We start from the raw sequence: 25,612 nt of genomic DNA on the forward strand, positions 1-25,612 counted from the left end.
ATCAATATCCTACTAAACCTCTGATGCGACTAGTATAATTCCGCAGCGGGGTTTGCACGATAAAATCCTTCAATGGGGTATCAATCCCAAAATAGAGAATATTGGCTAAAAAACCATAACAACAGGCATCTAGAGAATGTACTTTATCTCCAAATAGATAGTCTTTATCTCCTAAAATAAAAAGAATTGCTTTTAAATCATCAATACCTGATTGATATATGTCTTTAGAAGGATATCTGCCAATGCCATGGTAATGATATTTCTCAATATTATATTTTCTTACCTGCTCAAGACTGGCTTCAGATAGCTCGGAAAATTGCTTTAAGAACTCAGCTTTGAACAAAGGCCAGAATTGTTCGTCTTGCCAACGCGAATAGGACATAACCCAATACATGTGGTTATCTAACATTCGTGTTGTTAAAAAATGAGTGTTTTTTTGTTCTTTTGTTAAATCATGATCTAAATCAACATATTTTTGCGAAAGATATTGAATGATAATATTACTATCAGTAATGATTTGTCCTTCATCACTTAGGTAAGGCAATTGTCCTCGCGGTGCATTCTGGGTATTAATGATATGTTCATGCTGGTACTCTATTTTGGTTAATCTAAGAAAAGTATCTACTTTCAGACCAAAAGGGTTATTATCTGGAAGACCAAAAAGTTCTGGATAAGAATATAAAACTACCATACAAAATCCCCTGATTTTTATATAAATTTTAATTAATAACATAACCTAACTTATCAAGATTGGCCAAATTTATTTACTCATTGGGGGCTGCGATACAAATGACCTCAACTCATAGTTCAGGCAGTGCAAACGCAGAACTAGAAAGGATGCGTAGTAAGAAATGGGCATGCGCTCTCAAATCAATTAAGAAAGAAAATTATCATTTATTTAGCGTTCAATGCGCCAAATAGGGGCACCTTTGCTCTTATTTAACAAAACAATGACATTTATTTACACTTTATCTCTTTAATTTAATATTTGTTTAATAAATAATCAGTATCATATAGGTATTCCCTTGTTTTGCTTATTAACAGCAAATAAGTCCAGTAATTTAGGGGGGCGGAGATTATGCCAATTGATCTGTGTGTAACAAGCCAAGAATTAATTAAACAATTAATTGCAATAGATCCAAGCCTCCAGCAGGCATTCACCAACCCAACGAAAATTGATAAAAAAGCTCTATTAGCCTGGCTGGAATCTACTTCAAAAATTGAAAGCAACAGCAAAGCATTTTTTTTAATTACCTCATTGCGGGCTTCTTTATTGAAAGATCTCCATAAATCATTAAATTCTGGACAGGTAGAAGAGGAAACTCAAAAAGGAGGGATGTCTGCAAAAACTAAATATGCGCTATTAGCTCTTGCTGGAACTGTTTATTTTGGATGTGAAGGGTTTGATGGTATTACCGCAATGCTAGGCGCTTTTTCCTCTATTCCAACCATTGCTTTATTTGTGGCAGGAACATTATTTTCAGTTCTTTCCATGGTCGTATTTTATAGTTTTGATTTGGTTGAAATTTCCAAAAACCTGGGGATCAAATCCACAGATACAAAAAAATTACTGGATGTTTTACTTGATGAAGTGAAACAAATAGAAGCCATCCGCATGCGTCTTGCTAAAACTACCAAGAAAACTAAAGAGGAATTTGAAGAGGACCGTCAGCTTGCAACAATGTTACTGCAAAGATATAAGGACTTAGACCAAATTCGCCAGGATCTAACATCAGCTTCGAATAATCCTTATTTAAAAGCGGCTAAATACATCACAGCCGGTGTTGCTGGTATTTTATTTTTTAGTGGTGGTTTTTTTGCTGGACAAACGGTAGCTTTGGCTATCGCCGGTTTATTTGTTACTGGCATGGCTGCAACGGCGTGGCCAATTGTTGTTGCGGGTGTTGCTGTTGGCTTAGCAGCACTAAGTGTTTATTGGTTTGTTGAACGCCCGGGGATCGAAAATCTGATTAGCCGATGGAAAGGATTGGATAAAAAGAAAATGGATAAACTATGTAAAGCGGATGTGGTAAAAAAAGAAACAGAAGAGCTGGAGGAATTAATTAAAAGCATTGATTTTAAGATTGACTCGCTAGTTCAACACGAATCTGATCAAAGACAACACGAGGCAGATCAATTAAGAATCAAGCAATTGGAAGAGGAAGCGTCGGAATTGAAAGCACAGAAAGAAATGGCTCTTGTGCGAGCAGAAACAGCAGAGCTTGAAGTATCTCACTTAAATACCGAGTTAGAAAGGATAAAAGAACAACAACAAATCAAGCCGACTATTGAGGCTGCAACACATGAAGAACACGTCGTTCCAGACACTATAAAAGTTGCCCGGGGCATCCATATTTCTAAAGATGATAATGCGCCGTCACCGCGTCAGCGATACTCTCTTTTTAAATCGGCATCTACAGGGCATCTCTTTGATTTAGGGAACAGTGCTATTCTTGATACAACCAACTCTATGTAGATTGCGATGTCACTGTCATCCCTGCCTACGCAGGGATGACAAATTTTAGAGATAAGTTAACGTTCATTATATGTTGTATTTTAGAGTGTATGCGTACTCAATGTATCTTCTGCTTGTAAAACGTTATCTTCCAATGAACGGATTTTCCCAGAACTCAGCATGCCATTCTTTACCAGAGCCTGCATCACAGTGTGATTTTTTGCAGGCTGTTGCCAAACAGGTATGGCAAGTGGTTTTTGCCCAAGAACAATAGGGGGCTGGGGTATTGGTCTTCTTCCTGGGTTAAGCTCAAGTTCTTCTGCTTCCAGTAATTGAAGCTGTTCGGCGGTAAGTGTTTTGAGTTGACTGGCATAAATAAAGGGAAGAGCCCGAAGTTTGAACACCAAGGAAAATGCTTCGAATTTATTACTTAATTCAGTATAACCATGGTGTAATGGATCATTATATGTTGCTTGTAATTGGGATGGAGATAAGGTCTCAATGTTATTGAGATCAGTACGATAATAAATTTTCTTGTCTAGACCTAATAGCAGCAAGGGCTGCGGTTGGCGGTATTGATAGTCAATATCAGGCATTTGTTCCAAGCCGCCATATTGTGACTGCTCAGGCAATTTGCTTCCATTAAATACATGATGTAAATCGTGCAACGAAGAGGTCATTCCTGCTAGACAGGCTTGCTTGTTAAAATAATTATTTGCAACATCAAAGTCACCATCACCGCTCGCTGTAACTGGAGGCTCGCTTTTATCTGGTGTTGGATCGTAAATGCGTTTGGTATAGACGGTTATCCTGTTTAATTCATCATGCAAATTATTGACTAAAATGCTGCCCCAAACTCCAAAGCGCTCTGGAAGTAATGCTCGTAAATCACCCATAAATGAAACATGGCCCGCAGCAAAATGATCGGTATAATAGTGAAAACAAAAAAACTCCATTCCCAAAGACAAAGCCTGATAGCGATAGGCTAAATCCTCTAGGGTTTCGCGATCCAAACCTTTAGGGGTTTGCTCGAGGATTTGAAGTAACGCATTGAAATCACTATTTTTTGATTGATAGTCTGCATGAGCCAGAAATTGTTTTAACTCATAATAAATACGTGCATATTTCAATGCGATACAATGGCCTATAGCATAAACACGGACTGACCATGGAGTGAAATGTGCTATATTTCTATTTAAAATATCACTGTAGTTTTTTACTCTAAGTGCAAACATGAGTTGTTGTGCGTAGAAATTTAATGTGCTTGAGAATGGAATATAATTGGAATTGTTGATGGTATAAATCGTATCAATATCACTTTGTTTTACATTATTATTTGCTAATCGTTGATAAGAGCTGATGAGTTTTTCTTGCTCGTTCTCGGTAATGGGCTTTTTAATCAAATATTTTCCCAAAGTAGTGCAGGTTCCTGTGCTATCATAAGCTTTTGGATTATCTTTAAATTCACAAATGCTCGGCAACTTAAATGATATTTCTTTGCCTCCAAAATAATCACCAGACATGGCGATAATGACACCAGCAGATACTTTTAAGCCGATGGGTTCGGGAAGACCATTCTCATTAATTCCTTGTAAGTGCAAATGCAAGGCGCCTTTTTCAATATCGATGTATGGGTTGCCTTTTAAGGCATCCCATTCTTGAAATCGCAATGCATCACCCAGCTCTGTGTGTTCATTTGTATCCATAAGCAAGCTCCATTTTTATTTTTATTTATTGCGCCTTAAAAACAATGAACTTCTAAATGCGATTCTTACATCAAAGAAAAAAAAGGGTAAAAAATAACTATAGATGTGAGATGTCAAGTTTTCAAATAAGCCATTAAAGCTCATTAAGAGTAGAGTGTATTTTTGCATCTATAATTATAATAAATAAGCAAGATGAGGCTATTATGACCGATAAAAAAATTGAGCAACCAATAGGAGTTCACCGTAATACTTTATTTTCAAATACAGCAGATTTGAATACAGCTTCCTCTAAAGACCGTCTAAAAGATTTTGATGCAAAAAAACAGGATGCATGGCTTGAATTCAGCAAAGGAGTGATTCAAGAACTAGGTGAACGAGCATCCTCTTTTCCAGAAGTACCACCGGAGGTTCGTAAGGACATTAATTGTCCTCCAGATATGTTGCGCACACAAGTCGGTTGTACCTATGCTTGGTTAGCTGATAAGCGGCGGGAGGTAGCCAAAGCGCTGAAACATGGGCCATTGAGGCACCAATTCGGATTAATTAATAAAGCAGGTTTTGTATCTACAGATGATTTTAATTTATCCAAGGATTTACCATCGCAAAAAAATCTGATCTATTTGCATTTATCCGATTTAATTCATCAAAGCTGGGGGCACGTTGAGGTGCAACAACGTCCGGATAAATCAGGCGAAGGAGCAATATACACAATTAAGATTAAAATGACTGACGAGGAACGCGAATTAGCGCACAAAAAAAACGCAGCTTCGGAGTTTCCATTTATTGAAGATGATGTGGTCCTTACGATTACTTTTAATGATTATGGCAAGGATGACAGTAGAACATCGATTGTGATTGATCACCGCTTTACCCCTTTTGCTGAGGATTATCGCGATAAGTCCAGTTATTTTCAGGTACAATTTGAATTAATCGACCCTTATTTTCAAGCATGCTTTAATTGGGAACCTACCCAGGATATCAACGATTTTTTAATCAATGCAGGAAAACTTGCGTACAATCTTGCTCGATTACAGCCAGTAGGCCGAGGAAATTCAGCAATTGTTGAATGGATGATAAGAGGTCTCGCCCAAGCAAAAAACATTGAATTAGGGCCTTTTAATCATAATGAGCTGGGTTGGGATTTTAAAGCGTTTTTAACTCCAGAAATTAATGTGTATGCACAATGGTTTGCTGAAAAAGCGTTTAGCAGTTGTGCATTAAAAGATAATGAAAATTTAGTGTTTAAAAACGGATAAGTTGGTTCGGAGGCATGGTTGGTAATAATAATGAATTTGCTTTATTAGGACCATTCGTTAGAGCATGTTACCCTATCCATTCTTTCCCTTACCTGCTGCGACGTATGGAGGCGAGAAGGAGTGCCCACATTCTATGTGCCACTTCTTATTTTTTATCTATTTATTGCTAGGGGAAAAGTAAGTATAGCAAAGATGCTCATGGAAGAATTAAAACAAATCCGTATATTACGTCACTACGATAAAATTGGAAGAGGTGAACCTTGGATTGTTGACTCAATGTTGGATGAAAGAGCGTCATTCAACCTTTCTCCGGAGAGAAAGGAAGCAATAATCACTGATTATTTAAAATCATAAGTATAATATTGAGGGTACGCTTCAGGAGGATCGCTAGGAAAAATTTGTCCTGATAGATATTGTTCTTCAAATGTAGGTAATGGTAATTTTGCAGCTGCTTGTTGAAAAAAATAATTTCTTAATAGAACCGCTTTTTGATTATGAATGTTCTTAAATTTATTAACGTCTGTTTGGTAACTTTCTTCAACATCAGCAAGAAATTTTTTTAGCATCTGACTTTGGTCTTCATTAAGCTTGAGCTGGAAAGGTGCAAATGTATTTGTTACTGTTGCATAAAATCCACGATAATGAATAGTTAACTCATCGATGATTTCTTGTGTTGCCCTCTTTGTTAAGATTCTCTGATTAAGTAAACGTTGTTTTAAATCGCGATAGACAGGAACGATTTCCGCATCCCATTTTTTTTCAAACGCATCGATTAAATCTTCAAATTTTTTTGGCATTTTAACTCTTCAATCAAAAAGGAAAAAAATTATACATAACATTTAAATAAATATCAAATGATTTGGTTTTGTACAAATCGTTATGCAAGAGAATAAGTTGGTCTGCTATTTTTCTTGAGTAATTTTTACTCTAACTACTTATTAAGTAATAAATGATTTATATTTCAATGAAGATATCAAATAAATAGAATAATGTCGGGATAAAAGCACAAGAAGTTGTTTCTAAGTAAAAAATGGAGGTTTTTATTATGCATGAATTAATTAAACCAGCACTTTTTAATGCGCAATTAATAAGAAGCTTAGGATGTGCTACATATCAAGGGGCTGAAGTTGGGGAATGCCTTGCTATAGCGAAGCAAATAGAACCTGGCAATAAAGAAAGTTGGTATGCACGGTGGACGGCTTTTGCTGATAGCAATTTCAGGATGGCAGAAACTTATCGAAGGCAAGGTTTTCATTATGATGCCAAATTGGCCTTTCTGCGTGCTTGTACTTATTACCGAACAGCCTTTTTCTTCCTGGAGGATGAACCTGCTGATCCAAGAATCGAACACGCATTACAATACAGTATTCGTGCTTTTCACCAAGCACTCGAATTTTTTGAAACTCCTGTGGAACAAGTAGAAATTCCCTTTGAGGAAACAACATTGCCTGGCTATCTTTATCTGAATAACTCTTTTTCAAATCATCCTAAACCTATTTTAATTGATACTGGCGGGGGCGATAGCACTAAGGAAGAATTATATTTTAGTTCGGCAGCGGAAGCGTTAAAGCGAGGCTTTCATTGTTTAAATTTTGAAGGTCCTGGTCAAGGCAGTATGCTGCGTTTAAATAAAATACCCTTCATTCCTGATTGGGAGCGGGTTATCAAAAAGGTTGTCGATTTTATCAGCAATCGTCCCGAAATTGATCAGAATAAGATCTTCTTGATGGGGCGCAGTTTTGGTGGTTATCTTGCTGCTCGAGCGGTAACGAAAGAAAGACGTATCGCTGCCTGCATTGTTGATCCTGGGATATTTGATGCTAGTGGTAATCTCGAAGCTAAATTTAATTCGTTTATGACGAAGTTCCCTGATTTACACGATGCTCCCATAGAACAAGCCTTAGTACACCTCATGAAAACAGATGAAAATTTACGGTTTATGCTAGAAAGTCGAAAATGGCGATTTGGCGCTAAAACAATTGAAGAAATGCTCGAAAAAACGCGTGCTTACACGTTGGCTGGCTTAGCCGAAAAGATTCAATGTCCTATGTTGATTTGTGATAATACTCTAGAATACATCACATTAGGCCAGGCAAAAAAACTGTATGATCAGCTCCAATGTAAAAAACAATATATTCTTTTCAATGATGAAGAGGGTACTGGCGGCCATTGCCAACCACTTGCACCACGATTATTTAGTGCAAAAATACATGCTTGGCTCAATACATTATAGGTTACCTCAAGAGCATAAAATGGCATTATATAATGCAAAATGAGGCAAAAAGCTTGAGTCATCATTAAAAGCCCCCTAGAGAGCCATTCAGTTTCAGGAAGATAAATGCAGTCTATAGGTACATGGTGGTTGTGGATAGTTTTTATTGTTTTGATACTGATTGTATTAAGTATCGATATTTTTCTTTTAACTAGAAATAAAAGAGAGCCCACCCTTAAGGCATCTTGCGTATGGGTTACTGTTTGGGTTGTCTTGGCCTTGCTTTTTAATGTCTTTTTGTGGGTCTATCTATCACAAGGCGATACAAGCAATATAGCGAATCAAAAAGCCCTTGAATTTCTTGCTGCTTATCTGATTGAAGAATCGTTATCAATGGATAATATTTTTGTATTTATCATGATATTTAAATATTTTTCTATTCCCTTAAAGTATCAGCGCCGTCTACTCTTATTTGGTGTGTTAGGCGCAATCTCTATGAGAATAATACTTATTGTATTTGGGATCTGGCTCATGAATAAATTCAAGTGGATTTTATATCTTTTTGGCATACTACTCATTTATTCCGCGACTAAATTCTTCACTTTGTTTAAAGACGAACAATTTGTTACTAATAATTTCGTTCTGAAAACACTGAGAAAAATTTTCCCAATAACAAAAAAAATTTCGGGCGGTCATTTTATTGTTAAGAAAAATAAATCGTATTTTGTAACTCCTCTATTTGTTGTTCTTATTTTTATTGAAGTGAGTGATTTGATTTTTGCCATTGACAGCATTCCTGCAGTATTGGGTATTACTCAAGATCCATTTATTGCGTGTTCATCAAATGCTTTTGCAATACTGGGATTACGGGCCATGTATTTCATTTTGGCACATATAGAAAATAAATTTCGTTATCTTAACTATGGGTTAGCCCTGATTTTAGGTTTCATTGGAATAAAAATGTTACTGCATGATCTTGTTGATATTCCTATAGTAGTTACGCTTTCAATGATTGTTTTGACACTTGGCGGCGCAATTATTGTCAGCAAATTATGGAAAAATAAAATCAGCAATTAATCTAACTTACCTTAATAATCATATACTAACGCCTTAAAAGAGCGATAACTAATTATTGAAGAAAAGGGATATCTATGGAGCAATTCTTAATTTTTGCACTGGTAGGCTTCTTGGCACAAATCATTGATGGTGCTTTAGGCATGGCCTATGGGGTGATTGTTACGGGTGTTTTAGTGACTTATGGTATTCCTCCTGCAGTGGCTAGTGCGGCAGTGCATACCTCTGAGATAGTCACAACCGGTATTTCTGGTTTATCGCATGCAATGTTTAAAAATATAGATTATGCGTTATTTAGACGATTAGCTATTCCAGGTATTATGGGAAGCATTATTGGTGCGTTCCTTTTAACAAAAGCATCAGAGAAAATAGCAAGGCCTTTTATTGCAATATATTTGCTTGTTATGGGTTGCGTTATTTTATACCGAGCATTCCAGGGTGGTAAAATCAGGGAGCTCCTAAAAAATTATAGGGTCAAGCGCTTAAAAACCAGGCGTGCACTACCCTCTAATCATGCACGTGGGTTAATCCCCCTTGGCTTTTTTGGGGGGGTCTTTGATGCAACAGGTGGAGGTGGTTGGGGAGCCATTGTTAATTCCACCTTACTTGTACAGGGAACTTCGCCTTCTTACACTATAGGTACAGTTAATTTGACTGAATTTTTAATCACTATTAGTGTTTCTGCAACTTTCTTTTTTGTAATTGGGATTTCCAATTGGTTCATTATTCTCGGATTGATTGTAGGTGGGGCCATTGCCTCTCCTTTTGCTGCATATATCGTGCGATATGTGCAACCAAGACTCATTATGCTGCTCGCAGGAACAGTAGTTGTAGTACTTGGAATACACTCAATTATTACCTTTTCTATGAAATGGATGTATTGATATATTGTCATATATAGATGGGAAGATAATTAATTCGAGAAAACTATTTCCCAATCCAAAAATAGAACCGTAAATACAAACGAAAGGATAGGAAATCAATAGGGAAAGAAGATGCTCCTGTTTTAATGAAATAAATATTTAATTATTCCTTCAATAAATACAAACATGAAACTGATATAAACAATACTACTAATATAACCTACAATAAGAAGTATCCCATCTTTTTCTATCAATCCCAGACTGAAAATAATAAGTAGAAATGCAAAGATAAAATTACTTAATGGGATAGGTAACATAAGAAGGATGGCTAAACAAAAAATCATGATGCCAGTGATTATTTCCATCAAGCGATAGGTCATAAAAAAACAGCGTGGTTTCAAAAAGTATTCAATTTTAGTCAAATAAGGTACTGTAGTATGAATTATCTTGGTAATAGTCTTTTGATGAATGGTCCGTGTTGCAAGGATTTTTGGTAACCACAATGTTTTTCTGGCAAATATCATTTGGCATGCAAAAAGTGCTATAGGCACACTAAACACAACAGAAACACCAGGAACTGTAGAAAAAGGTAGGGCACTAGGTAAAGCAAAAAACAACAATGCAATTCCAAATGCTCGCTCGCCCAGCACTTGTAAAATATGCTGATACGTTAATTCACCTTTTAAGTCCTTATGATTTGCGAGCTCTAAAAGGATATCAGAGGAGTGTATCACTGTTGTTTTCATAAATAACTCGTAGTTATAACCTGTTTACCAGGCAGGTTTTCCATCCTCAAAAAGAACAATGGAGTTTCACGCAAATTGCATAACCGCTTATAATTACGTTAAGGTGTAATTTTATTTATAAAGGATAGAGGAAAATCTTTTATATGACGAATAATATCCCCCGTCAATAAAAGATTTTCCTTAGAGTGTGTCGCAAAGATTATCCTAGAGGGTTTGGACGTTTTTGTAGATAAAGCATCGCCAATTGATACGATGCATAGTCAGTAATATGACCTACGTCACGATAAATTGGGACTCCATTGATGTCTGCTTTGCAATTATTTTGTTTGCATTGCACTTTTTTGGGGTCAATGAGAATTAATTGTGGGTATTTTCTTTTCATTTTACTAAATAATTGATTAAACCATTGATCTTCGTAATAAGTAAACTCGCATTCATGGGAATTATAAGATGTTCTTAATTTTATATGTTTAAAAAAACAATCATGAAAATTATTTTTCATTAATGCAGTTGACTGAATTAATACGGGTTTTGCTCCCGAGTTGATAATGATTGAAAGCGCGTTATCTAGAGCTTTTGTTAAGCGCTCTTGAGTTAAAAGTAAAGAACGCGGATCATTGAGGTTATTTATGATGTTTGCTGACAAGTAATTAGACCATACCTGACCAATAATTACATAATCATAATGATTATTTTGAATCATTTGATAATATTTTTCGGTAAGTTCATGGCACAGTGAATAGACTTGGTTTTTAAAGTGCCACCAGTCATAAAGATAAGTGCCAGGCAAGGTTAGGCAGGAGGATATGGTTTGCGATAAAATAGAGACATTTGCTCCTTGTCCTAACACATCAACAAAACCCCAGTAATGATTAGCAAATGAATCCCCGATCATTAATGCGTGTTTACTATCCGATTTTTTTGAACCAACAATGCATTGCATATCGATTTCATGCCGAGAATCGGTAACACACAACGCTCTTTGTGGCCTTTTGTATTGTTCTAATTGTTGATAAACGGTTAATAGCTCCTTATTAAAGCGCTGAGGAAATCCCTGATTTCTTTTTATTACATAGTCGGCGAGATGAAAAATGAGAATTGGAGCTAATAGTAGAAACGCAAAGGAATAACGGAACTGTATTTTTTTCCAGCGTTTTGAAGGTTTTTCAATAAAGTGCCACGAAAGATAAGCTAAAACAAAAGTGAGCGCAAAGACAGAAAATAAAACTAGAGGAGTTTCTTCAATACTCTGATATCTCAAAATGGTGAAAATAACCCAATGCCAAATGTAAAGGGAATAAGACAATACTCCTATGAAAACCAACGGTTTCCTGGAAAGTAATTGGCTCCAGAAGTTATTGGGAGAACAGGTTCCTATGGCAATGAGAAATCCTGTTGCCATACAAACAAAAAATGCATATTGATTAGGATAACCTGTTACAACTGGATTAAAACTGGCGAGACACAACAAGGTTATTAAGGCCAAGCCGCCAATTAGATTTGAGAGATATTTATTGGTTGAAAAAAAAGTCAAAGGAATGAGTGTGATACAGGAGCCAATTAAAAATTCAAAAAACCTACTGGAAAATAAGTAATAAGTGTGTGCGGGTAGTTTTTTTGCATTGAATAGTGACCATAGAAAAGCGATACAGGCCAACCCGGCAACAAGTGGAATTAAATATTTGTTAGGTGAGAAACGATGCAGGCAATAAATAAGACAGGGTAAAAGTATATAGCACTGCCATTCTATTGAAAGGGACCAGGTGTGGAGTAACGGTATTTGATTTGTGTCCGGCGAAAAATAGCCTGTTGTTGCTTTATCAAAAAACAAGTTAGATAAAAACAAAGTGGTTTTGCGCGCACTTCTGCTGTATTGAATTAACTCGTCAGGTAAGAAAAACAACAAAGTTAGGGCTGTTGTTAAAAAGAGCATGCAAATAAAGACGGGTTGCAAGCGCCATAATCTTCGATTATAAAAATCAAAAAAGGAAAAGGAGCCAATCTTGATTGATTCGTGGATGATACCAGTAATGAGAAAGCCAGAAATCACAAAAAATACATCAACTCCAATAAATCCTGAGGGAAAAAAGGAGGGGCCTCCGTGATAAATTAAAATTAATATAATCGCTATGGCTCTAAGTCCATCAATATCAGGACGATATTTCATTGCTTTCGAACAAAAATTGCAATCCTAACATCTTGGTTAGCGTTTATCTATGCGGAATCAAAATTTACGGATGCTTTCATCTTTCAGATTATTGAGCATATCTACAGCTTGACCCCATATTTCAATCGTTGATGAGCTTTCATCTTGAGCGGATCTATTTAAGGTATCAATATAACGAATGGAATCCTCGAGTTTTTTTGCGCTTAACTGTTTTCGTATCGCATTCATAATGATAGCGGCTTCTACAGTTGATTTTGCTTTAATGATATAACCTAATCCTTTGCCAATAGGTTCGATTTTAGAAATAAGATTGACATCAAATTGACAGTTTTCTGCCAGTTCATAGCAGAAATTGAAATTATCCTCCGAATCAGATGCTTTGGTGAAAAATTCATATTTATTGAGAAACTCTGATGAGGGTGATGTCCAAATAAAACTTAAAATATATTCCAGAATACCTTTTCTTAAAAAATGATTCCTATGCTTTTTCATTAAAATATCAGCACTTGGAAGACCATATTTCAATAATGTGAAATGCAGTTTCTGTTTTACTCTATTAAACTCTACTCCCAGATCAATAGTGTTTTTATTTTTAATTCGTAACGCAATATGATTGTACAGCGAAGTAAGTACTATTAATTTGCCTGCATCAAAATTTTTATCCGGTAAAGCTCCTTTGATTATTATGGAGTCTGGGAGCTTTGTATCAACTGAAATATGTTTTCCTTGGTTATCGCTTTTGCTTTTTTTCTGGAGGGTTATCTTTGGTGAATTTTTGTTAATAACACGGTTGAAAATATGATCAATATGAAAAAGACATTCCTCCAAGAACTCAGTTTTTTCCCGCAGGCTTTTTAGGATCATCATAATCCTCCACCGTCCATGTAGCTTTTCTAAGTATTTTCAGATGCCAATTTTATTTGGATAATTTTGATACTATTATAGTATATAATCCAAGTTCTTTTGATAAATAGGGTTTAAAAAGGTTTCATAGATGAGAGTCCTTATATCCCTAATTTTATGAGGAAATAATGCATACGCTACGCTTTTTTTTCGCAATTATCTTTCCCAAGGCAACTCAGGTTTGTCTGTCCCGAAGTTTAAAAACGCTGCAAAACACGGTACTAACTGATTACATGCACTGGGTTCATGTAGAAAAAATGCATATTACCTTACAATTTTTTGGAAATGTACCGCAAGAGCGGGTAATTTTTTTGACTGAAAATGTACAGGATGCCATAAAAAATATACCGCCATTTCATCTTAAATTCAGTCATTTGGAATGGTTTCCAACGTTGCGCCACCCTAAAATTCTTTCGTTATCTGTTCTACCCCAAGCTGATTTAGCTAGGGTGTCCAAAGTAATTGGGGACACTGCGGTTGCTTTAAATATTCCTGTTGAAACGCGTCCCTTTAGAGGACATTTGACCATGGGACGGTTAATTCGCCATCGGATACCCTATGAACTGTTGGAAACAATAAAGGTGCAAGTTATTCCTCCAATCGTGGTTAACAAGATCCATCTCATAGAAAGTAGAGCTGAAAAAGGTAGGCAAAATTACTATCCATTAGCAGAATTCAAACTAGCTGAGATATAGCGTGATGATGCGAAGATTCTGCCACCTAGCCATAAATGCGTAATAAATAGTCGATGACAGCGCGTAAACCCATGGCTTCACCGCCTTCAGGTTTTCCAGGTTTGCTTTGTTCACTCCATGCCATAATGTCAAAATGTGCCCATGGAGTTGACTTGCTAATGTATCGCTGGAGAAATAATGCCGCAATAATCGCTCCACCATAGGGAGAATCACTATAGTTTGTCATATCAGCAATAGTTGATCGCAGAAATTTTTCATAAGGCGCAAATAATGGTAAACGCCATACTGGATCAATGGCTTTATACGATGCGTCGATTATTTCTGCTGCTAGAGATTCATCATTTGTAAAAAATGCTGACATTTCAGTCCCTACAGAAACGCGGGCTGCGGAGGACAAGGTGGCAAAATCAATCAGTAGATCAGGCTCTTCCTCACATGCTTTTACGAAAGCATCAGCCAAAATCAAACGTCCTTCTGCATCAGTATTATCAATTTCTACAGTAAGGCCATTCCGCATAATTAATATATCGCCTGGCTTAAAGGCGTTCGGGCCAATCGCATTTTCTACAGCAGGAATAAGTAAATGTAGGCGAATAGGTAAGTTTCGCTTCATAATCCATTGAGCAAGACCTATCACATGTGCTGCACCCCCCATGTCTTTTTTCATTATTCGCATGCCAAAAGGTGTTTTAATATTCAGGCCTCCTGTATCAAAACAAACCCCTTTTCCTACCAGGGTGACACGAGGATGTGTTTCATCACCCCAGGTTAAAGAGAGTAAACGTGGCTCTGATTTGGCTGCACGACCAACGGCATGGATGGCAGGAAAATTTGCATGTAACAATTCATCACCAATCCATTGTTCAAATTGTGCATGATGTTCTTCAGCTAATTTTGCAACTATATCTCCCATTTCTTTAGGCCCCATATCACTGGCCGGTTGATTGATGAGGTCACGTACTAAAAAATGAGCTTGGGCTAAATCAATTAAATCAGCGAACATTTGTTGCTCGATTACTAAGACCCGGGGAGACACACAATCCTTTTTGTATTTTTCAAAACGGTATTGTGCCAATGCCCAAAATAAGGCTGTCTCCTGGGAACAGGAATCTTGAAGCTGGTAACTGTTTGCTGGTAATAATAAAGCTGCATGAGCCATTGCTAATGCTTGATTTTCATCTCCAGTACCTACGTACGCTTTCTCTAACAAACCATCCGTATTATAAAATAAGCAATACTCGCCAATATTTCCATTAAATTGAGTTTGCATGAAATAATTACGTTCAATAGTAGTTAGCATAGAACTTTGCTTCTCCCATTGTTTTTGGGAGATTAGATAAAGTGGCACTGGATGTAGGCTATCTACCGTATAAAAAAGTTCAGCTTGCATGTTGTTTCCGGATTAAAAGTGTCTTTTTTTTTTATCATTGATAATTAATTATCAATTCTGGTTTATTTTTTGTCAAAATAATTGATTGAGATTGTTAGGAAATTTTTTGTATAAAGAATCTATTTTTTGCTTCCATAAGTCATGATTATGAGCCGTAGGCCTGAATCTCCTGCACTCAAATCTGACTTTCCCTAAGATTTTTAACCTGTGACAAAGAGAGACAGATAGGGGGAGCTGTTGTGCTTGACTGGACGGCGAGCATAAAGAAAGGGATGTAGGCAAAAAATGCGCGACAGGATAAATACTTTGAATCGCATGATAAAAATGAAAAAGCCCACTTTCCGAGCGGAATCCAGAATCCTGATGTTGCGTGGATGAGGTACTGCGGCGAACCGGGTTCCTTTTGAGGGAATCCCGTATCGCTGCTCGGCACGAGATTATAATATCATTGAGCAGGAGCGCTGCTTTTTAAATTTTGATAAAGCCCAACCAGCTCTGCTTCACCGATAACATATCCTGTCATTGCATTCAAAACGATATCTCGAGTCGTGCCATCCCCAAGACTTAATACGGTACTTAGGGCATATAGTTTAAAATGATAACTATGAGCAATTCCAACGGGGGGGCAAGGACCTCGATATCCAAGACCTCCCCAACTATTTTTTGCATTTGCAGCTCCCGGTGGAACTGGACTTCCTGCCCCTAATGAGGTCATTTTGGGCGGTATATTAAACACTATCCAATGTGTCCAGACCCCGTTAGCTGAATCCGGATCATCGACAACCAGCGCAAGTGACTGAGTATTGGGTGGGATATTATGCCAAGATAAGGGAGGAGATTGATCTACTCCGTTACATGTAAATTCGTCTGGAATCATGGAGTTCATTTTAAAAGCTGAACTTTCTAAAGTGAATTTATTCGCAAAAGCATTGTAGTGAAACAAAGAAATCATTAAGAACAAAAATAGAGAATATTTTTTCATTATTTTTACCTCAGCTCATCGTATTTTAAAAATTGGATAATTAAAGTATGGTATTGAAAATCATCCAGATAAGAAAATAAATGATATTTTAGTATTTTTTTATCTGCAAATAGGCATTTCCATATTCTTTAATAAATAAAAATTCAGATGAAAATTTTTAATGTTGATATATAATCCCCGCCCGCTAAGTTGTACCTCTAATTTTTGCATCAAAACTAATTATTTGGCATAACGGTTTTAATTCGTCGATCCCATGTTTTTCAGTGGCTGTTCTTTAAGGGAAATTATAAATGCAACAAAAAAATGATCAATTTGAATACAAGCACAGAGATGATGTAAGTATTAACTCCACACATCAAGATCTACACGATGATAAAGCAATAAGTAAGATTCCAGCTTCTCTTGAAAAGCAGAGCGACGTAGAGGGTGTTTTAATAGAAAATGGCAAGGAAACCCCTTTTGTAGATGATGAAGAAGTTGAAGGTGGCGATTACTACGGGTTGTGGAGGGTTTTTAAAGAGTTAAGTTCACTATCTCTTCCCATGGCTCTTTCATTTACGTTTAGTTTTGAAATTTTTTTAATGGTTGTATTACTGAATTCACTCAGTGAAAATGAAGACGAAGTTGCTTCAGCAACATTAATTTCTACAATGATAAATACATTTCTAGTCATTGGAATGGCTCCTTTGTTTTCTATGAGTGTGATTGCAAGCAATAAAATTGGTGAATTAACAGAGGATGAAACAAACGGTGAAACAAATGAAATAGTCTTACAAGAGAAACGCGAATACATTGCCGGCATAAATCGCAATGGTCTTTTTTTGTCTGCATTAGTTACGCCGCCCGTCATGATGGGATTGATCTTTTCCAAGCCTTTATTAACTACTCTTTTTGGTCAAAGTGAGCATGTTGCAGAAATTACTCAGAATTTTTTGCGTATTTATTCGCCTGCAGTAGGAGCCGTGATGACACGAATCTCTTCAGAGCAAATGATGTTTAGCTTTGGACATGCTAAACCGGCAATGTTTCTGGGATTGGCAAATCTTGCAATAGGAACAGGAGTTGGCGCGTGGCTGGGATTTGGTGGGTTAGGAGTACCCAGGTTAGGAGGCACGGGAATTGCCATAGGTTATGTAATTGAAGCTTATCTAACCTCTATATCCTATGCACTGTACTTAGCAAAACATAAAAATTTTAGCCAGTACGAATTCTTCAATATTTTTAAGAGGTTTTCTGGGCAGTTCAAGCAATTTATTGAGCTTTTGCAAATAGGCAGTTCAATTACACTTTCAGTGGCAAGCGAAATGGCAATGTCTCTATCAGTAAGTATTTTATCGGGTATGCTTGGCACAAAGGACCAAGCAGCAATCACTTATTTAAATCAATACATATTCTTCAATTTTTTAATGTTAGCCGGATTTGGTCAAAGTAATTCACAAGAGATTAATCGCCTGATTGGAGCTAAAAAATATGAAAATGCAAGTCGAATGGGGAAATATGGATTATTAACTACACTCATTTACACTACTCCTGTCCCTTTATTTTTTGCAGTTATGCCGGGTGTGTTGATTATTGGAAAGGCACCAAACCAGGTAAGCGAGATTCTTAAATATTTGGCTCCCATTGTGTCAACTGGAGTCATACTGGATTCGGCACGTTATAATCTATTACAGCAATTGAGAGTTTTGAAGGATCTCAAGGGTTCGACTATTATTTCAGTTTCAGCGTTGTCTTTGGGAATAACAGGCTCAGCGCTTCTTGGGCTTAAAACCAAGTTAGGAATTTATGGTGTGGCAGCAGGTTATACGGGAGGTGTGATTATTGCTATTCCAGGATTAGTCTACCGGTGGCACAATCGCATTAACGCGGAAAAAATTAAGGAAATATCGGAAGAGCCTCAGATGCTTACCTCTTCTGCACATTCTCCTGATGGATTTTTTAGCAGTTTTCTCAAAATAAAAAACAAAGGAGAAAAAGAAAGTTTGTTGGAACATAAAGGTCAAACCTATAGTACAACAGAAAACGGATTTATCGTTTAAATCTGAAAATAGATGAATAGGGATATAAAATGACAAGTGAATGTATTATCGACTTAATTGCGGCAAAAAAAGAAAAATCGTTTATTGTTTTTGAAGACGAGAATTTTATTTCTTTTTTGGATTCTCGTCCTCTTTTCCCAGGACATACCTTATTGGCTCCTAAAATGCATATCAAAACACTTTATGATGTGCCTGATTCTATGATATCTCCTCTTTTTTTACTTACGCAAAGGATAGGGAAGGCTGTTGAAAAAGCAATGGAAGCTGCAGGAAGTTTTATTGCAATGAATAATACAATTAGTCAAAGCATTCCTCATCTTCATATCCATATTGTTCCCAGGAATAAACAAGACGGGCTCAAAGGTTTTTTTTGGCCGCGTACTCATTATAAGGATGAAGAACACATGCGTGAAGTGCAAGAAAAAATCAGGCATCAGTTGGATAAATAAATCCATTCCTGCTTTACAAGATCAATGGTATATTATTGATATCAATCCCAACACTGTTTTCAGTTCTGTGCTTTTATAAGATTAGGGATAACCATGCATTTTCTCTCATTAATAATACTAGGATGGCTTATCATGACTTCTAATTTATCAGCAGCGGATACCCAGCATCATGACAATGCATATGATTATTCGTTCCACACATTGCGTGGACATGAGCCATTGCCCCTCTCTTCCTTTCAGGGAAATGTTTTAATGGTAGTCAATACGGCCTCAAAATGTGGTTTTACTCCGCAATATGCTCGTTTGGAAAAACTTTATGAAAAATATAAAGATCGCGGTTTAGTCATACTTGGAGTGCCTTCAAATGATTTCGGTAGCCAGGAGCCAGGAACTGAACAAGAAATTGCAAATTTTTGCCAGGTCAATTACGGAGTTACTTTTCCAATGGCCGCTAAAGAAGTAGTTTCAGGAAAAAATGCTCATCCATTTTATCAGTGGGCTAGGAAGGAATTAGGATTTGGCACCGCACCAAAATGGAATTTTCATAAGTACCTTATCAATCGCAAAGGTGAGCTTATTGACTATTTCTATTCAACTACCTCTCCTGACGCAGGAAGGTTAGTTAAAGTGGTTGAACAAGCACTTGACGAAAAAGTGTAGCTAAAAAAAGATAAGTAGCTTTTGGGTTAAGCGCAGTAAAACCCATGCCGCTAAGCTAAGAGTATTTAGTGTTTTATTTTACTCAATTGGCAAATACTCTGTCATCCCCGCGCGGGCGGAGATCCATTTTTATGTTGGCAAGGTGATCCATCATGGATCGCTCCTTGCAGAAATGAACACCATCTGCTTGCGGCCTCGCTTGACGGTTATGGCAGGAACCCGGATATCTGTAAATGTCCAGTTACCGTATATGCCCTTACCAAGGATAAGCTAGGTAGCATCATATCCACCAGCAACAGCATTATATACTTGTACAATACTATCAAGTAATTGAGCTTTTTCTTGAATTAAACTTAATTTACTTCGATCACGATTTATTTTGGCATTGATTACATTGCGATAATCTTTCGCTCCAGCTTTATATTGAGCTAATGCAATATCATATGCTTTTTGTGCTGCCAAATATGCTTTTTGAGTTTGCAAATACGCTAAGTTATTTTTCTGCTCATTTGTAAGCGAATCATCTACATCTGCGAATACAGAATGAAGGGTTTCCAGATAGTCATAGTAGATTGCCTTGAATCCAGCCTTAGCGGATTTGATATTTTGATAGGATCTGGCATTGAAAATTTTTGTCGAACCTGCGGCTTGCGCAATCCAAATATTAGTACTTAATTTTAAAATATTAGTTAAATCGACTGACGCTCCGCCAACCAAACCAGTCAAATCAATCGAGGGGAAAAAAGCTGAGTAAGCCACGCCAATTTGTGCTTGAGCCATTTTCAGGTTATTTAAGGCAATCATGATATCAGGACGATTTTTTAAAACTGATGAAGGTAAGGATTTAGGAATTAGATGATTTAAGTTTAATGAAAGTAACGAACGATGCGCAGCAATGGGCCCGGGATTTTGATTCAATAAGAGGTGAATGGTATTTTCACTTTGTGCAATAACACGTTCAATTTGAGGAATTGTGGCTTCTTCTTGGGCAATCTGTTGATCTACATTGGTTATTATTGCGATATCATTGGCGCCTTTTTGGAATCGAGTATGTTCGAGTTGACGTAGTTTCTGCAAGTCACTAGTTAGGGATTTTTCTACTGCTAATTGTTCTCGTTGGCTTAAGAGCATGAAGTAGGCTCCACTCATTTGGCTAATAATCCCTAATTTTATTGACTGTGTCTGCGCTTGTTCTATGGCTAAAGAAGCTTTGGCTGCTTTAACATTGTTAATATTATTTAAGATGTTCAATGTGTATCCCGGGACAAATCCCGCATAATATCCTCTAAACTTCGGATGGGAAAAGTTTGAAAAGAAAGGATTATTTGCCAATTGGCCTCTTGGGGTAAGATGTGTATTCCACGTGCTGCCTGTAAAGCCGCTAGCAGTTGCATCAAGAGTTGGGATCCAGGCATATTGAGCTGCTTTAAGTTGTGCCTGTGCTTGCTCAATTGTTGCATAGGAACTTCTAATCGAATGATTGCAGGCCAGAGCCTGAGAAATAAGCTCATTAAGCTCCGGATCCTTTAGTTTTTTCCACCATGCGAGGCGACTTAAATTGGCCTTATCATTGATGTATTTAACTCCACTGCGTGTACTTTTAGGATAATTCACTTTTTCATGAACAATGCAGTTTTTGCAACATCCTCCAAGCAATATGGCAAATAGATTAAGCAAGATAATTTTTAGTTTCATAAGTTAGCCATTTTTTGTTGAATTTTACTATCTTGGCCAAAATGAGCGATTTTAAGTGTACATACTTGCAGGTATGCTGCGTTTCGCTGCTCTAAAATCACACCATTTTTGGCTCAACTTAGTGAATTCAGTAGATCCTAGTCGAGCTTTGTTCGAAATATTTTCCCCGTCAAAATAATCAAAATAAAGGCAATCAATAAAATAGGTAAAATATTAGGAACAATTTGGCTCAATGTATTGCCCTTCAGTAATATTCCACGCGCAATCCGGGTAAAATAGGTCATTGGCAGGCAATATCCCAGGAACTGTGCCCATGTAGGCATACCATAGAAAGAAAAAATATAACCTGATAAAAACATTGAAGGTAATTGAAAAAAGACACTAAGTTGCATTGCTTGCATAGGCAAACGCGCGATTGTAGAAAAAATCATGCCTACCATTAAATTAGCGATAAGAAACGGTGCTACGGCGATATAAAGCAATAAAATACTTCCTTCAGTAGGAATATGAATCAGAACCTTACCGAAAATTAAAATACTTGTAAGTTGTAAATAACCTAAAACAATGTAAGGGATCACTTTACCAAGAATGATTTCTAATGGCTTTAACGGAGTACTTAACAGCATTTCCATGGTGCCGGTTTCTTTTTCGGAAGTGATGGCAGTCGAGGTCAGCATCACTAAAGTTAGAGTAAGCAATACTCCAATTAAACCAGGAACGATATTATAAGAACTGATATTCGATTCATTATAAAGTCTATGGGTGATGAGATCGACGCTTCTATTTGAATGTGTTGTGGATGAGAAACCTAAACCTTGTTTATTAAACCTATCCAGAGTTTGATTCAATATGGGCAGAGCATTGCTGAGCGCACTTGCGCTGCTTCCTGGATCAGACCCATCGATTTCAACCAGTAATTGGGGGTTTTCATTACGAACATACTTCCGGGTAAAATTTGGGGGGATGGTAAACGCAAAGCTGATTTTTCCATTTGCAAAATCTTCATTTCTCTTATTTTCATCAAATCCCTCATAAATGACTTTAAAATATCCTGAAGCTTCAAGTGAGCTGACATAGCTTCGAGTCAATGGAGAATTATCATAACTAATAATAGTGGTGGGCAGATGTTTCGGATCGAATTCAATGGCAAAGCCAAAAAGGATAAGTAACATGATTGGTAAGATAACGAGCATCGCGATTGTACCGCGATCACGACTGACAAGAATAAATTCTTTACGTATTAAACCACCAAGTCGAGTTAAAGATATTCCTTGTGCAAGATTTTTATAGTTCATCGCATTAATCCGATAAAAACCTCTTCAAATGAAGGAGTGACTTCTTTACTTGGACGATCATTGTTTTCTTGAATCACTTGCTTTAGTGATTGAGCATCTCGTGATGAAATTCGCAATTCATTATTTACAATTGAAGCCAATAACTTTGGATGTGCATCATGTATTTTTTCCATTAATGGAGTTTGCTCTTTTCGATCGACTTCCAATACATAGGCTTTGACTTTAGATTGAGGAACTAAATCTTTTGTGCTGCCTGTATACAAGAGTTTTCCTAAATTAATGTAGGCTAAATCAGTGCACTTTTCCGCTTCATCCATATAATGAGTTGTTACTAAAATTGTGGTGCCATCACGAGAGGAAATTTTATGTAAATAATCCCAAAATTCTTTACGTGCCTTGGGATCAACACCTGCGGTTGGTTCATCTAAGAATAATAATTGCGGCTTATGAAGTAAACTACATGCCAAGGCCAGGCGTTGTTTCCATCCTCCTGATAAATTACCTGCTTGTATCTTTCGATAGTCCTCTAATCCAAGATCTTTGATGATGTCTTCGATCGCTTGTGCCGAATTTTTTACCTGAAAAATATCCGCAGTAAAGCGCAGATTTTCATGGACAGTTAATCCCGTATAAAAACTGAATTTCTGAGGCATGTAGCCTATATGTTTTTTGATTTCAGCGCTTTGAGTTTTAATGTCATATCCAAGGCAATTTCCTTCTCCGTCGGTGGGAGTTAAAAGGCCACAAATCATTCGAATAGTGGTTGTTTTACCGCTACCGTTTGAACCAAGAAAGCCAAATATAGAGCCTTTCTCTACTTGTAGGCTAATGTGATCCACCGCGACTTTTTCATCAAATTTTTTTGTTAGTTTTTTTACATCAATTGCAAAATCACTCATCAGCTAATTCCAATGTGACAGGTAGTCCCAAATGAGTTTTTTCTAAATCAGGAGAATCAATTTTTGCTTCGACACGGAATACAAGACGTTGACGTTCCTCACGGGAATAAATGATAGGAGGAGTAAATTCAGCAATATTTGAAATATAGAAAATATGTCCCGTAGCAAAATTTTCATTTTTATCCGTCTTAATCTTAACTTGTTCGTTAAGACGCAATTTAGAAAGTTCTGCCTCTGGAACAAAAAATACAGCTTTAATATTATTTCTGGTAATCAAGGATAGAACAGGAGCGCCCGCTTGAACAAACTCACCTTGCTTATGGTAAGTGTCAAATATAATTCCTCGTTCTGTAGCGAAGTTTTCTTTGCGTGTCACTTGCCATTTTTTATCGTTTGTTTCAATCTGATTGTTTTGGATTTTAACATCGATGTCAGTAAGTTGATCTTTTGAAATTTTTAAATCTCTTTGTGCTGCATCCAGATCACTTTGGCTTGCTGCATTTTGTTTTCGCATTCCCTGAATACGACGATAATTGATTTCATTGTAGTTGAGTTGGGTCAAAATTTGTTGGCGCTGAGCAAGCAGATTTTGTTTGCTCAGTTTACTCATTTGTACATTATAAAGTTCACTGGTTTGTTCGAGTTTGAATAGGAATTGTTCTCTTTTGACTAATTGTCCCTTTAATACGGCTAAGTCAGTCAGGCGCCCACCAAAATCAGAAGACAAATAGACAAGATCGGTATCAACATATCCACTAAACGATCTATTTTCTTTTTCGCAGGCAGCGAGCAGTAAAATAGTCAACCAAACGAGCATCAGCTTATGCATTTCAAACCCATCCTGAGCTTTATTATTTAAATGTGGAACAACAACGGATATGCAATTGAAGTAATTAAGCTATGTATATTAAGCTCAAGAACCTCGTGTGTCAAAAGAGTTATTAGACCTCTACTCTTCAATGATGCATTCTTAATGTAACGAATATTTTGTCTATACCATTTTTAAGATACTATGTGACCACTTTTGAGTAAGATGCTAAACAACAATCTAGCATCAATCCCTGTTTAAAAACAAAAAAGTATCTAATGAATTTATAGTCGTTCTTTTGTGTCACAATTGCAGCAACCTCCTCTTGGGCTCAATCTGTTTTTGCTGAGCAAAAAACAGTTATTTATAAAAATAAAAGAGGAGCAATTTTAGAAATCAACATTTTTCCGGAAAATAAGGGTGAAGGCTATTTCACGACTGCTGTTGCCTCCAAAACGTGTCCACAAGCAATCAATCAAAAAGACCGATTACCGGTTATATGGAAAAAATATCTAGGCTTTGTAGTGAATATCACGATTGTTAGTGTAACTTCCTAATTATTGTATCTCTTGAAATTATTTACTCTTGTTACGTAGTGGTAAATAAAAACAAAAACTACGCCAGCCTGACACCGCGAAATATGCTTTGTAACTCGAGAAAGACCTTTTCTTTTGTTTGAGTGATACCTACTACTAATAGAGCTTGGGCAATGTAATAGAGCAACATAATTAAAACAGCGATGGGTTTATTATGCGATAGAATAAATAAGTCTAATGATAAAACAAAGTCAGAAAGCAAAAAAAGACAGGCTCCAGTTCGTAGCAATAATGAGTGCTGTTTGAGTTGAAAGGAACAAAATACCATTAAGGTCAGCAAGCATAAGTAGACTGCTACAGGTAGTTTCATTTCTCCCAGATAGGGGGATAAAAAGTAAAAGCTTATAAGCACAAATAATAAGATGGGTAAAAAAGCGAACAAATTCTTTCTTTGAAATTGCAGGTTCTTTAAAAATAAACTGATATAGCTGCAATGTGTCGCCATAAATGCCAAAATCCCTACTTGCACAGCCATTTTTATGGGAAGAGTCAAAAAGACATCACCAAGAAGTGAAAATCCTAAGGCAAGTAGTAGAAGACGTTTTATCTGTTTTTCTGGATTGACCTGAAAGACAAAGAACATCAGTAAAGCGATGGGAATAGGTTTGAGCAAAGTGGTCAAAGGATACTGAATAAAGGAAAGTAACAAAAGATAAAGTATCATGCTCAGCAAAACGAATGGCATAGTTATTTTAAATGGCTGTCCTGGCATGGGAATTCCC

Annotated in this window: 23 protein-coding genes; 10 read left to right on the forward strand and 13 right to left on the reverse strand. The window is 36.8% G+C overall.

From position 1 onward, the window contains the following. Nucleotide 1: 1 nt before the first annotated feature. Nucleotides 2–691: a glutathione S-transferase family protein gene (locus Lpar_RS07815; protein ID WP_058517417.1), complete on the reverse strand. Its 690-nt coding sequence runs from the start codon at nt 689–691 to the stop codon at nt 2–4. 387 nt (nt 692–1,078) lie between these two features. Between Lpar_RS07815 and Lpar_RS07820 the strand changes: the two genes are divergently transcribed. Then, nucleotides 1,079–2,476 carry an AAA family ATPase gene (locus Lpar_RS07820; protein ID WP_058517418.1) on the forward strand — a complete coding sequence of 466 codons (1,398 nt, stop codon included), beginning with the start codon at nt 1,079–1,081 and terminating at the stop codon, nt 2,474–2,476. Between the two features lie 80 nt (nt 2,477–2,556). Here the strand turns inward: Lpar_RS07820 and Lpar_RS07825 are convergent, their stop codons facing one another. Further along, the gene (locus tag Lpar_RS07825) at nt 2,557–4,161 is read right to left on the reverse strand and encodes a hypothetical protein (protein ID WP_058517419.1); all 1,605 of its coding nucleotides are present in this window, start codon (nt 4,159–4,161) and stop codon (nt 2,557–2,559) included. 203 nt (nt 4,162–4,364) lie between these two features. On the opposite strand from Lpar_RS07825, the gene Lpar_RS07830 reads away from it, so the two are divergent. Further along, nucleotides 4,365–5,417 (forward strand): hypothetical protein, encoded by a 1,053-nt coding sequence (locus Lpar_RS07830; protein ID WP_058517420.1) that lies wholly within the window; start codon nt 4,365–4,367, stop codon nt 5,415–5,417. Between the two features lie 198 nt (nt 5,418–5,615). Then, nucleotides 5,616–5,771, forward strand: coding sequence for a hypothetical protein (locus Lpar_RS07835; protein ID WP_162264343.1), 156 nt, complete (start codon nt 5,616–5,618; stop codon nt 5,769–5,771). Here the strand turns inward: Lpar_RS07835 and Lpar_RS07840 are convergent. Further along, on the reverse strand, nt 5,756–6,214 hold the full coding sequence (locus Lpar_RS07840; RefSeq protein ID WP_058517422.1) for a hypothetical protein: 459 nt from the start codon (nt 6,212–6,214) through the stop codon (nt 5,756–5,758). The two genes, Lpar_RS07835 and Lpar_RS07840, sit on opposite strands and share 16 nt — an antisense overlap. A 248-nt stretch (nt 6,215–6,462) precedes the next feature. Here Lpar_RS07840 and Lpar_RS07845 point away from each other — a divergent pair, with 248 nt between their 5' ends. The 3 genes from Lpar_RS07845 to Lpar_RS07855 all read left to right on the forward strand — a co-directional run bounded on the left by Lpar_RS07845 (nt 6,463) and on the right by Lpar_RS07855 (nt 9,587). Continuing rightward, nucleotides 6,463–7,650: an alpha/beta hydrolase family protein gene (locus Lpar_RS07845; RefSeq protein ID WP_058517423.1), complete on the forward strand. Its 1,188-nt coding sequence runs from the start codon at nt 6,463–6,465 to the stop codon at nt 7,648–7,650. Between the two features lie 105 nt (nt 7,651–7,755). Then, the gene (locus tag Lpar_RS07850) at nt 7,756–8,706 is read left to right on the forward strand and encodes a TerC/Alx family metal homeostasis membrane protein (protein ID WP_058517424.1); all 951 of its coding nucleotides are present in this window, start codon (nt 7,756–7,758) and stop codon (nt 8,704–8,706) included. A gap of 74 nt (nt 8,707–8,780) precedes the next feature. Continuing rightward, nucleotides 8,781–9,587, forward strand: coding sequence for a sulfite exporter TauE/SafE family protein (locus Lpar_RS07855; protein WP_058517425.1), 807 nt, complete (start codon nt 8,781–8,783; stop codon nt 9,585–9,587). Between the two features lie 122 nt (nt 9,588–9,709). Here Lpar_RS07855 and Lpar_RS07860 read toward each other — a convergent pair whose 3' ends face one another. From Lpar_RS07860 to Lpar_RS07870, 3 genes are all read right to left on the reverse strand, one after another. Further along, on the reverse strand, nt 9,710–10,312 hold the full coding sequence (locus Lpar_RS07860; protein ID WP_058517426.1) for an exopolysaccharide biosynthesis protein: 603 nt from the start codon (nt 10,310–10,312) through the stop codon (nt 9,710–9,712). 199 nt (nt 10,313–10,511) lie between these two features. After that, nucleotides 10,512–12,479 carry an acyltransferase family protein gene (locus tag Lpar_RS07865; protein WP_058517427.1) on the reverse strand — a complete coding sequence of 656 codons (1,968 nt, stop codon included), beginning with the start codon at nt 12,477–12,479 and terminating at the stop codon, nt 10,512–10,514. 57 nt (nt 12,480–12,536) lie between these two features. Beyond that, the gene (locus Lpar_RS07870; protein WP_237759368.1) at nt 12,537–13,346 is read right to left on the reverse strand and encodes a hypothetical protein; all 810 of its coding nucleotides are present in this window, start codon (nt 13,344–13,346) and stop codon (nt 12,537–12,539) included. 164 nt (nt 13,347–13,510) lie between these two features. Between Lpar_RS07870 and thpR the strand changes: the two genes are divergently transcribed. Beyond that, on the forward strand, nt 13,511–14,077 hold the full coding sequence (thpR, locus tag Lpar_RS07875; protein WP_058517429.1) for an RNA 2',3'-cyclic phosphodiesterase: 567 nt from the start codon (nt 13,511–13,513) through the stop codon (nt 14,075–14,077). Between the two features lie 25 nt (nt 14,078–14,102). On the opposite strand, the gene Lpar_RS07880 is transcribed toward thpR, so the two are convergent. Next, a complete protein-coding gene (locus Lpar_RS07880) occupies nt 14,103–15,467 on the reverse strand; it encodes a leucyl aminopeptidase family protein (RefSeq protein ID WP_058517430.1) in 1,365 nt (454 codons plus the stop codon). A gap of 445 nt (nt 15,468–15,912) precedes the next feature. After that, nucleotides 15,913–16,449: a YbhB/YbcL family Raf kinase inhibitor-like protein gene (locus tag Lpar_RS07885; RefSeq protein ID WP_058517431.1), complete on the reverse strand. Its 537-nt coding sequence runs from the start codon at nt 16,447–16,449 to the stop codon at nt 15,913–15,915. Between the two features lie 290 nt (nt 16,450–16,739). Between Lpar_RS07885 and Lpar_RS07890 the strand changes: the two genes are divergently transcribed. The 3 genes from Lpar_RS07890 to Lpar_RS07900 all read left to right on the forward strand — a co-directional run bounded on the left by Lpar_RS07890 (nt 16,740) and on the right by Lpar_RS07900 (nt 19,597). After that, entirely contained in the window at nt 16,740–18,488 is a 1,749-nt protein-coding gene (locus Lpar_RS07890) for an MATE family efflux transporter (protein WP_058517432.1), read from the forward strand. A gap of 29 nt (nt 18,489–18,517) precedes the next feature. Continuing rightward, nucleotides 18,518–18,937 carry an HIT family protein gene (locus Lpar_RS07895; RefSeq protein WP_058517433.1) on the forward strand — a complete coding sequence of 140 codons (420 nt, stop codon included), beginning with the start codon at nt 18,518–18,520 and terminating at the stop codon, nt 18,935–18,937. 132 nt (nt 18,938–19,069) lie between these two features. After that, on the forward strand, nt 19,070–19,597 hold the full coding sequence (locus tag Lpar_RS07900; protein WP_058517434.1) for a glutathione peroxidase: 528 nt from the start codon (nt 19,070–19,072) through the stop codon (nt 19,595–19,597). A 270-nt stretch (nt 19,598–19,867) separates the two neighbouring features. Here Lpar_RS07900 and Lpar_RS07905 read toward each other — a convergent pair whose 3' ends face one another. The 5 genes from Lpar_RS07905 to Lpar_RS07925 form a co-directional block, all read right to left on the reverse strand. Continuing rightward, nucleotides 19,868–21,292: a TolC family protein gene (locus Lpar_RS07905; RefSeq protein WP_058517435.1), complete on the reverse strand. Its 1,425-nt coding sequence runs from the start codon at nt 21,290–21,292 to the stop codon at nt 19,868–19,870. 137 nt (nt 21,293–21,429) lie between these two features. Continuing rightward, complete coding sequence (locus Lpar_RS07910) at nt 21,430–22,587, reverse strand: ABC transporter permease (RefSeq protein ID WP_058517436.1); 1,158 nt, start codon at nt 22,585–22,587, stop codon at nt 21,430–21,432. Continuing rightward, nucleotides 22,584–23,486 carry an ABC transporter ATP-binding protein gene (locus Lpar_RS07915; protein ID WP_058517437.1) on the reverse strand — a complete coding sequence of 301 codons (903 nt, stop codon included), beginning with the start codon at nt 23,484–23,486 and terminating at the stop codon, nt 22,584–22,586. Before Lpar_RS07915 ends, Lpar_RS07910 begins: the two co-directional genes overlap by 4 nt. After that, nucleotides 23,479–24,315: an HlyD family secretion protein gene (locus tag Lpar_RS07920; protein WP_058517438.1), complete on the reverse strand. Its 837-nt coding sequence runs from the start codon at nt 24,313–24,315 to the stop codon at nt 23,479–23,481. Before Lpar_RS07920 ends, Lpar_RS07915 begins: the two co-directional genes overlap by 8 nt. 594 nt (nt 24,316–24,909) lie before the next feature. Next, a complete protein-coding gene (locus tag Lpar_RS07925) occupies nt 24,910–25,602 on the reverse strand; it encodes a lysoplasmalogenase (RefSeq protein ID WP_058517439.1) in 693 nt (230 codons plus the stop codon). Nucleotides 25,603–25,612: the final 10 nt, after the last annotated feature.

Origin of the sequence: Legionella parisiensis (assembly GCF_001467945.1) — a bacterium.
GTDB lineage: Bacteria > Pseudomonadota > Gammaproteobacteria > Legionellales > Legionellaceae > Legionella > Legionella parisiensis.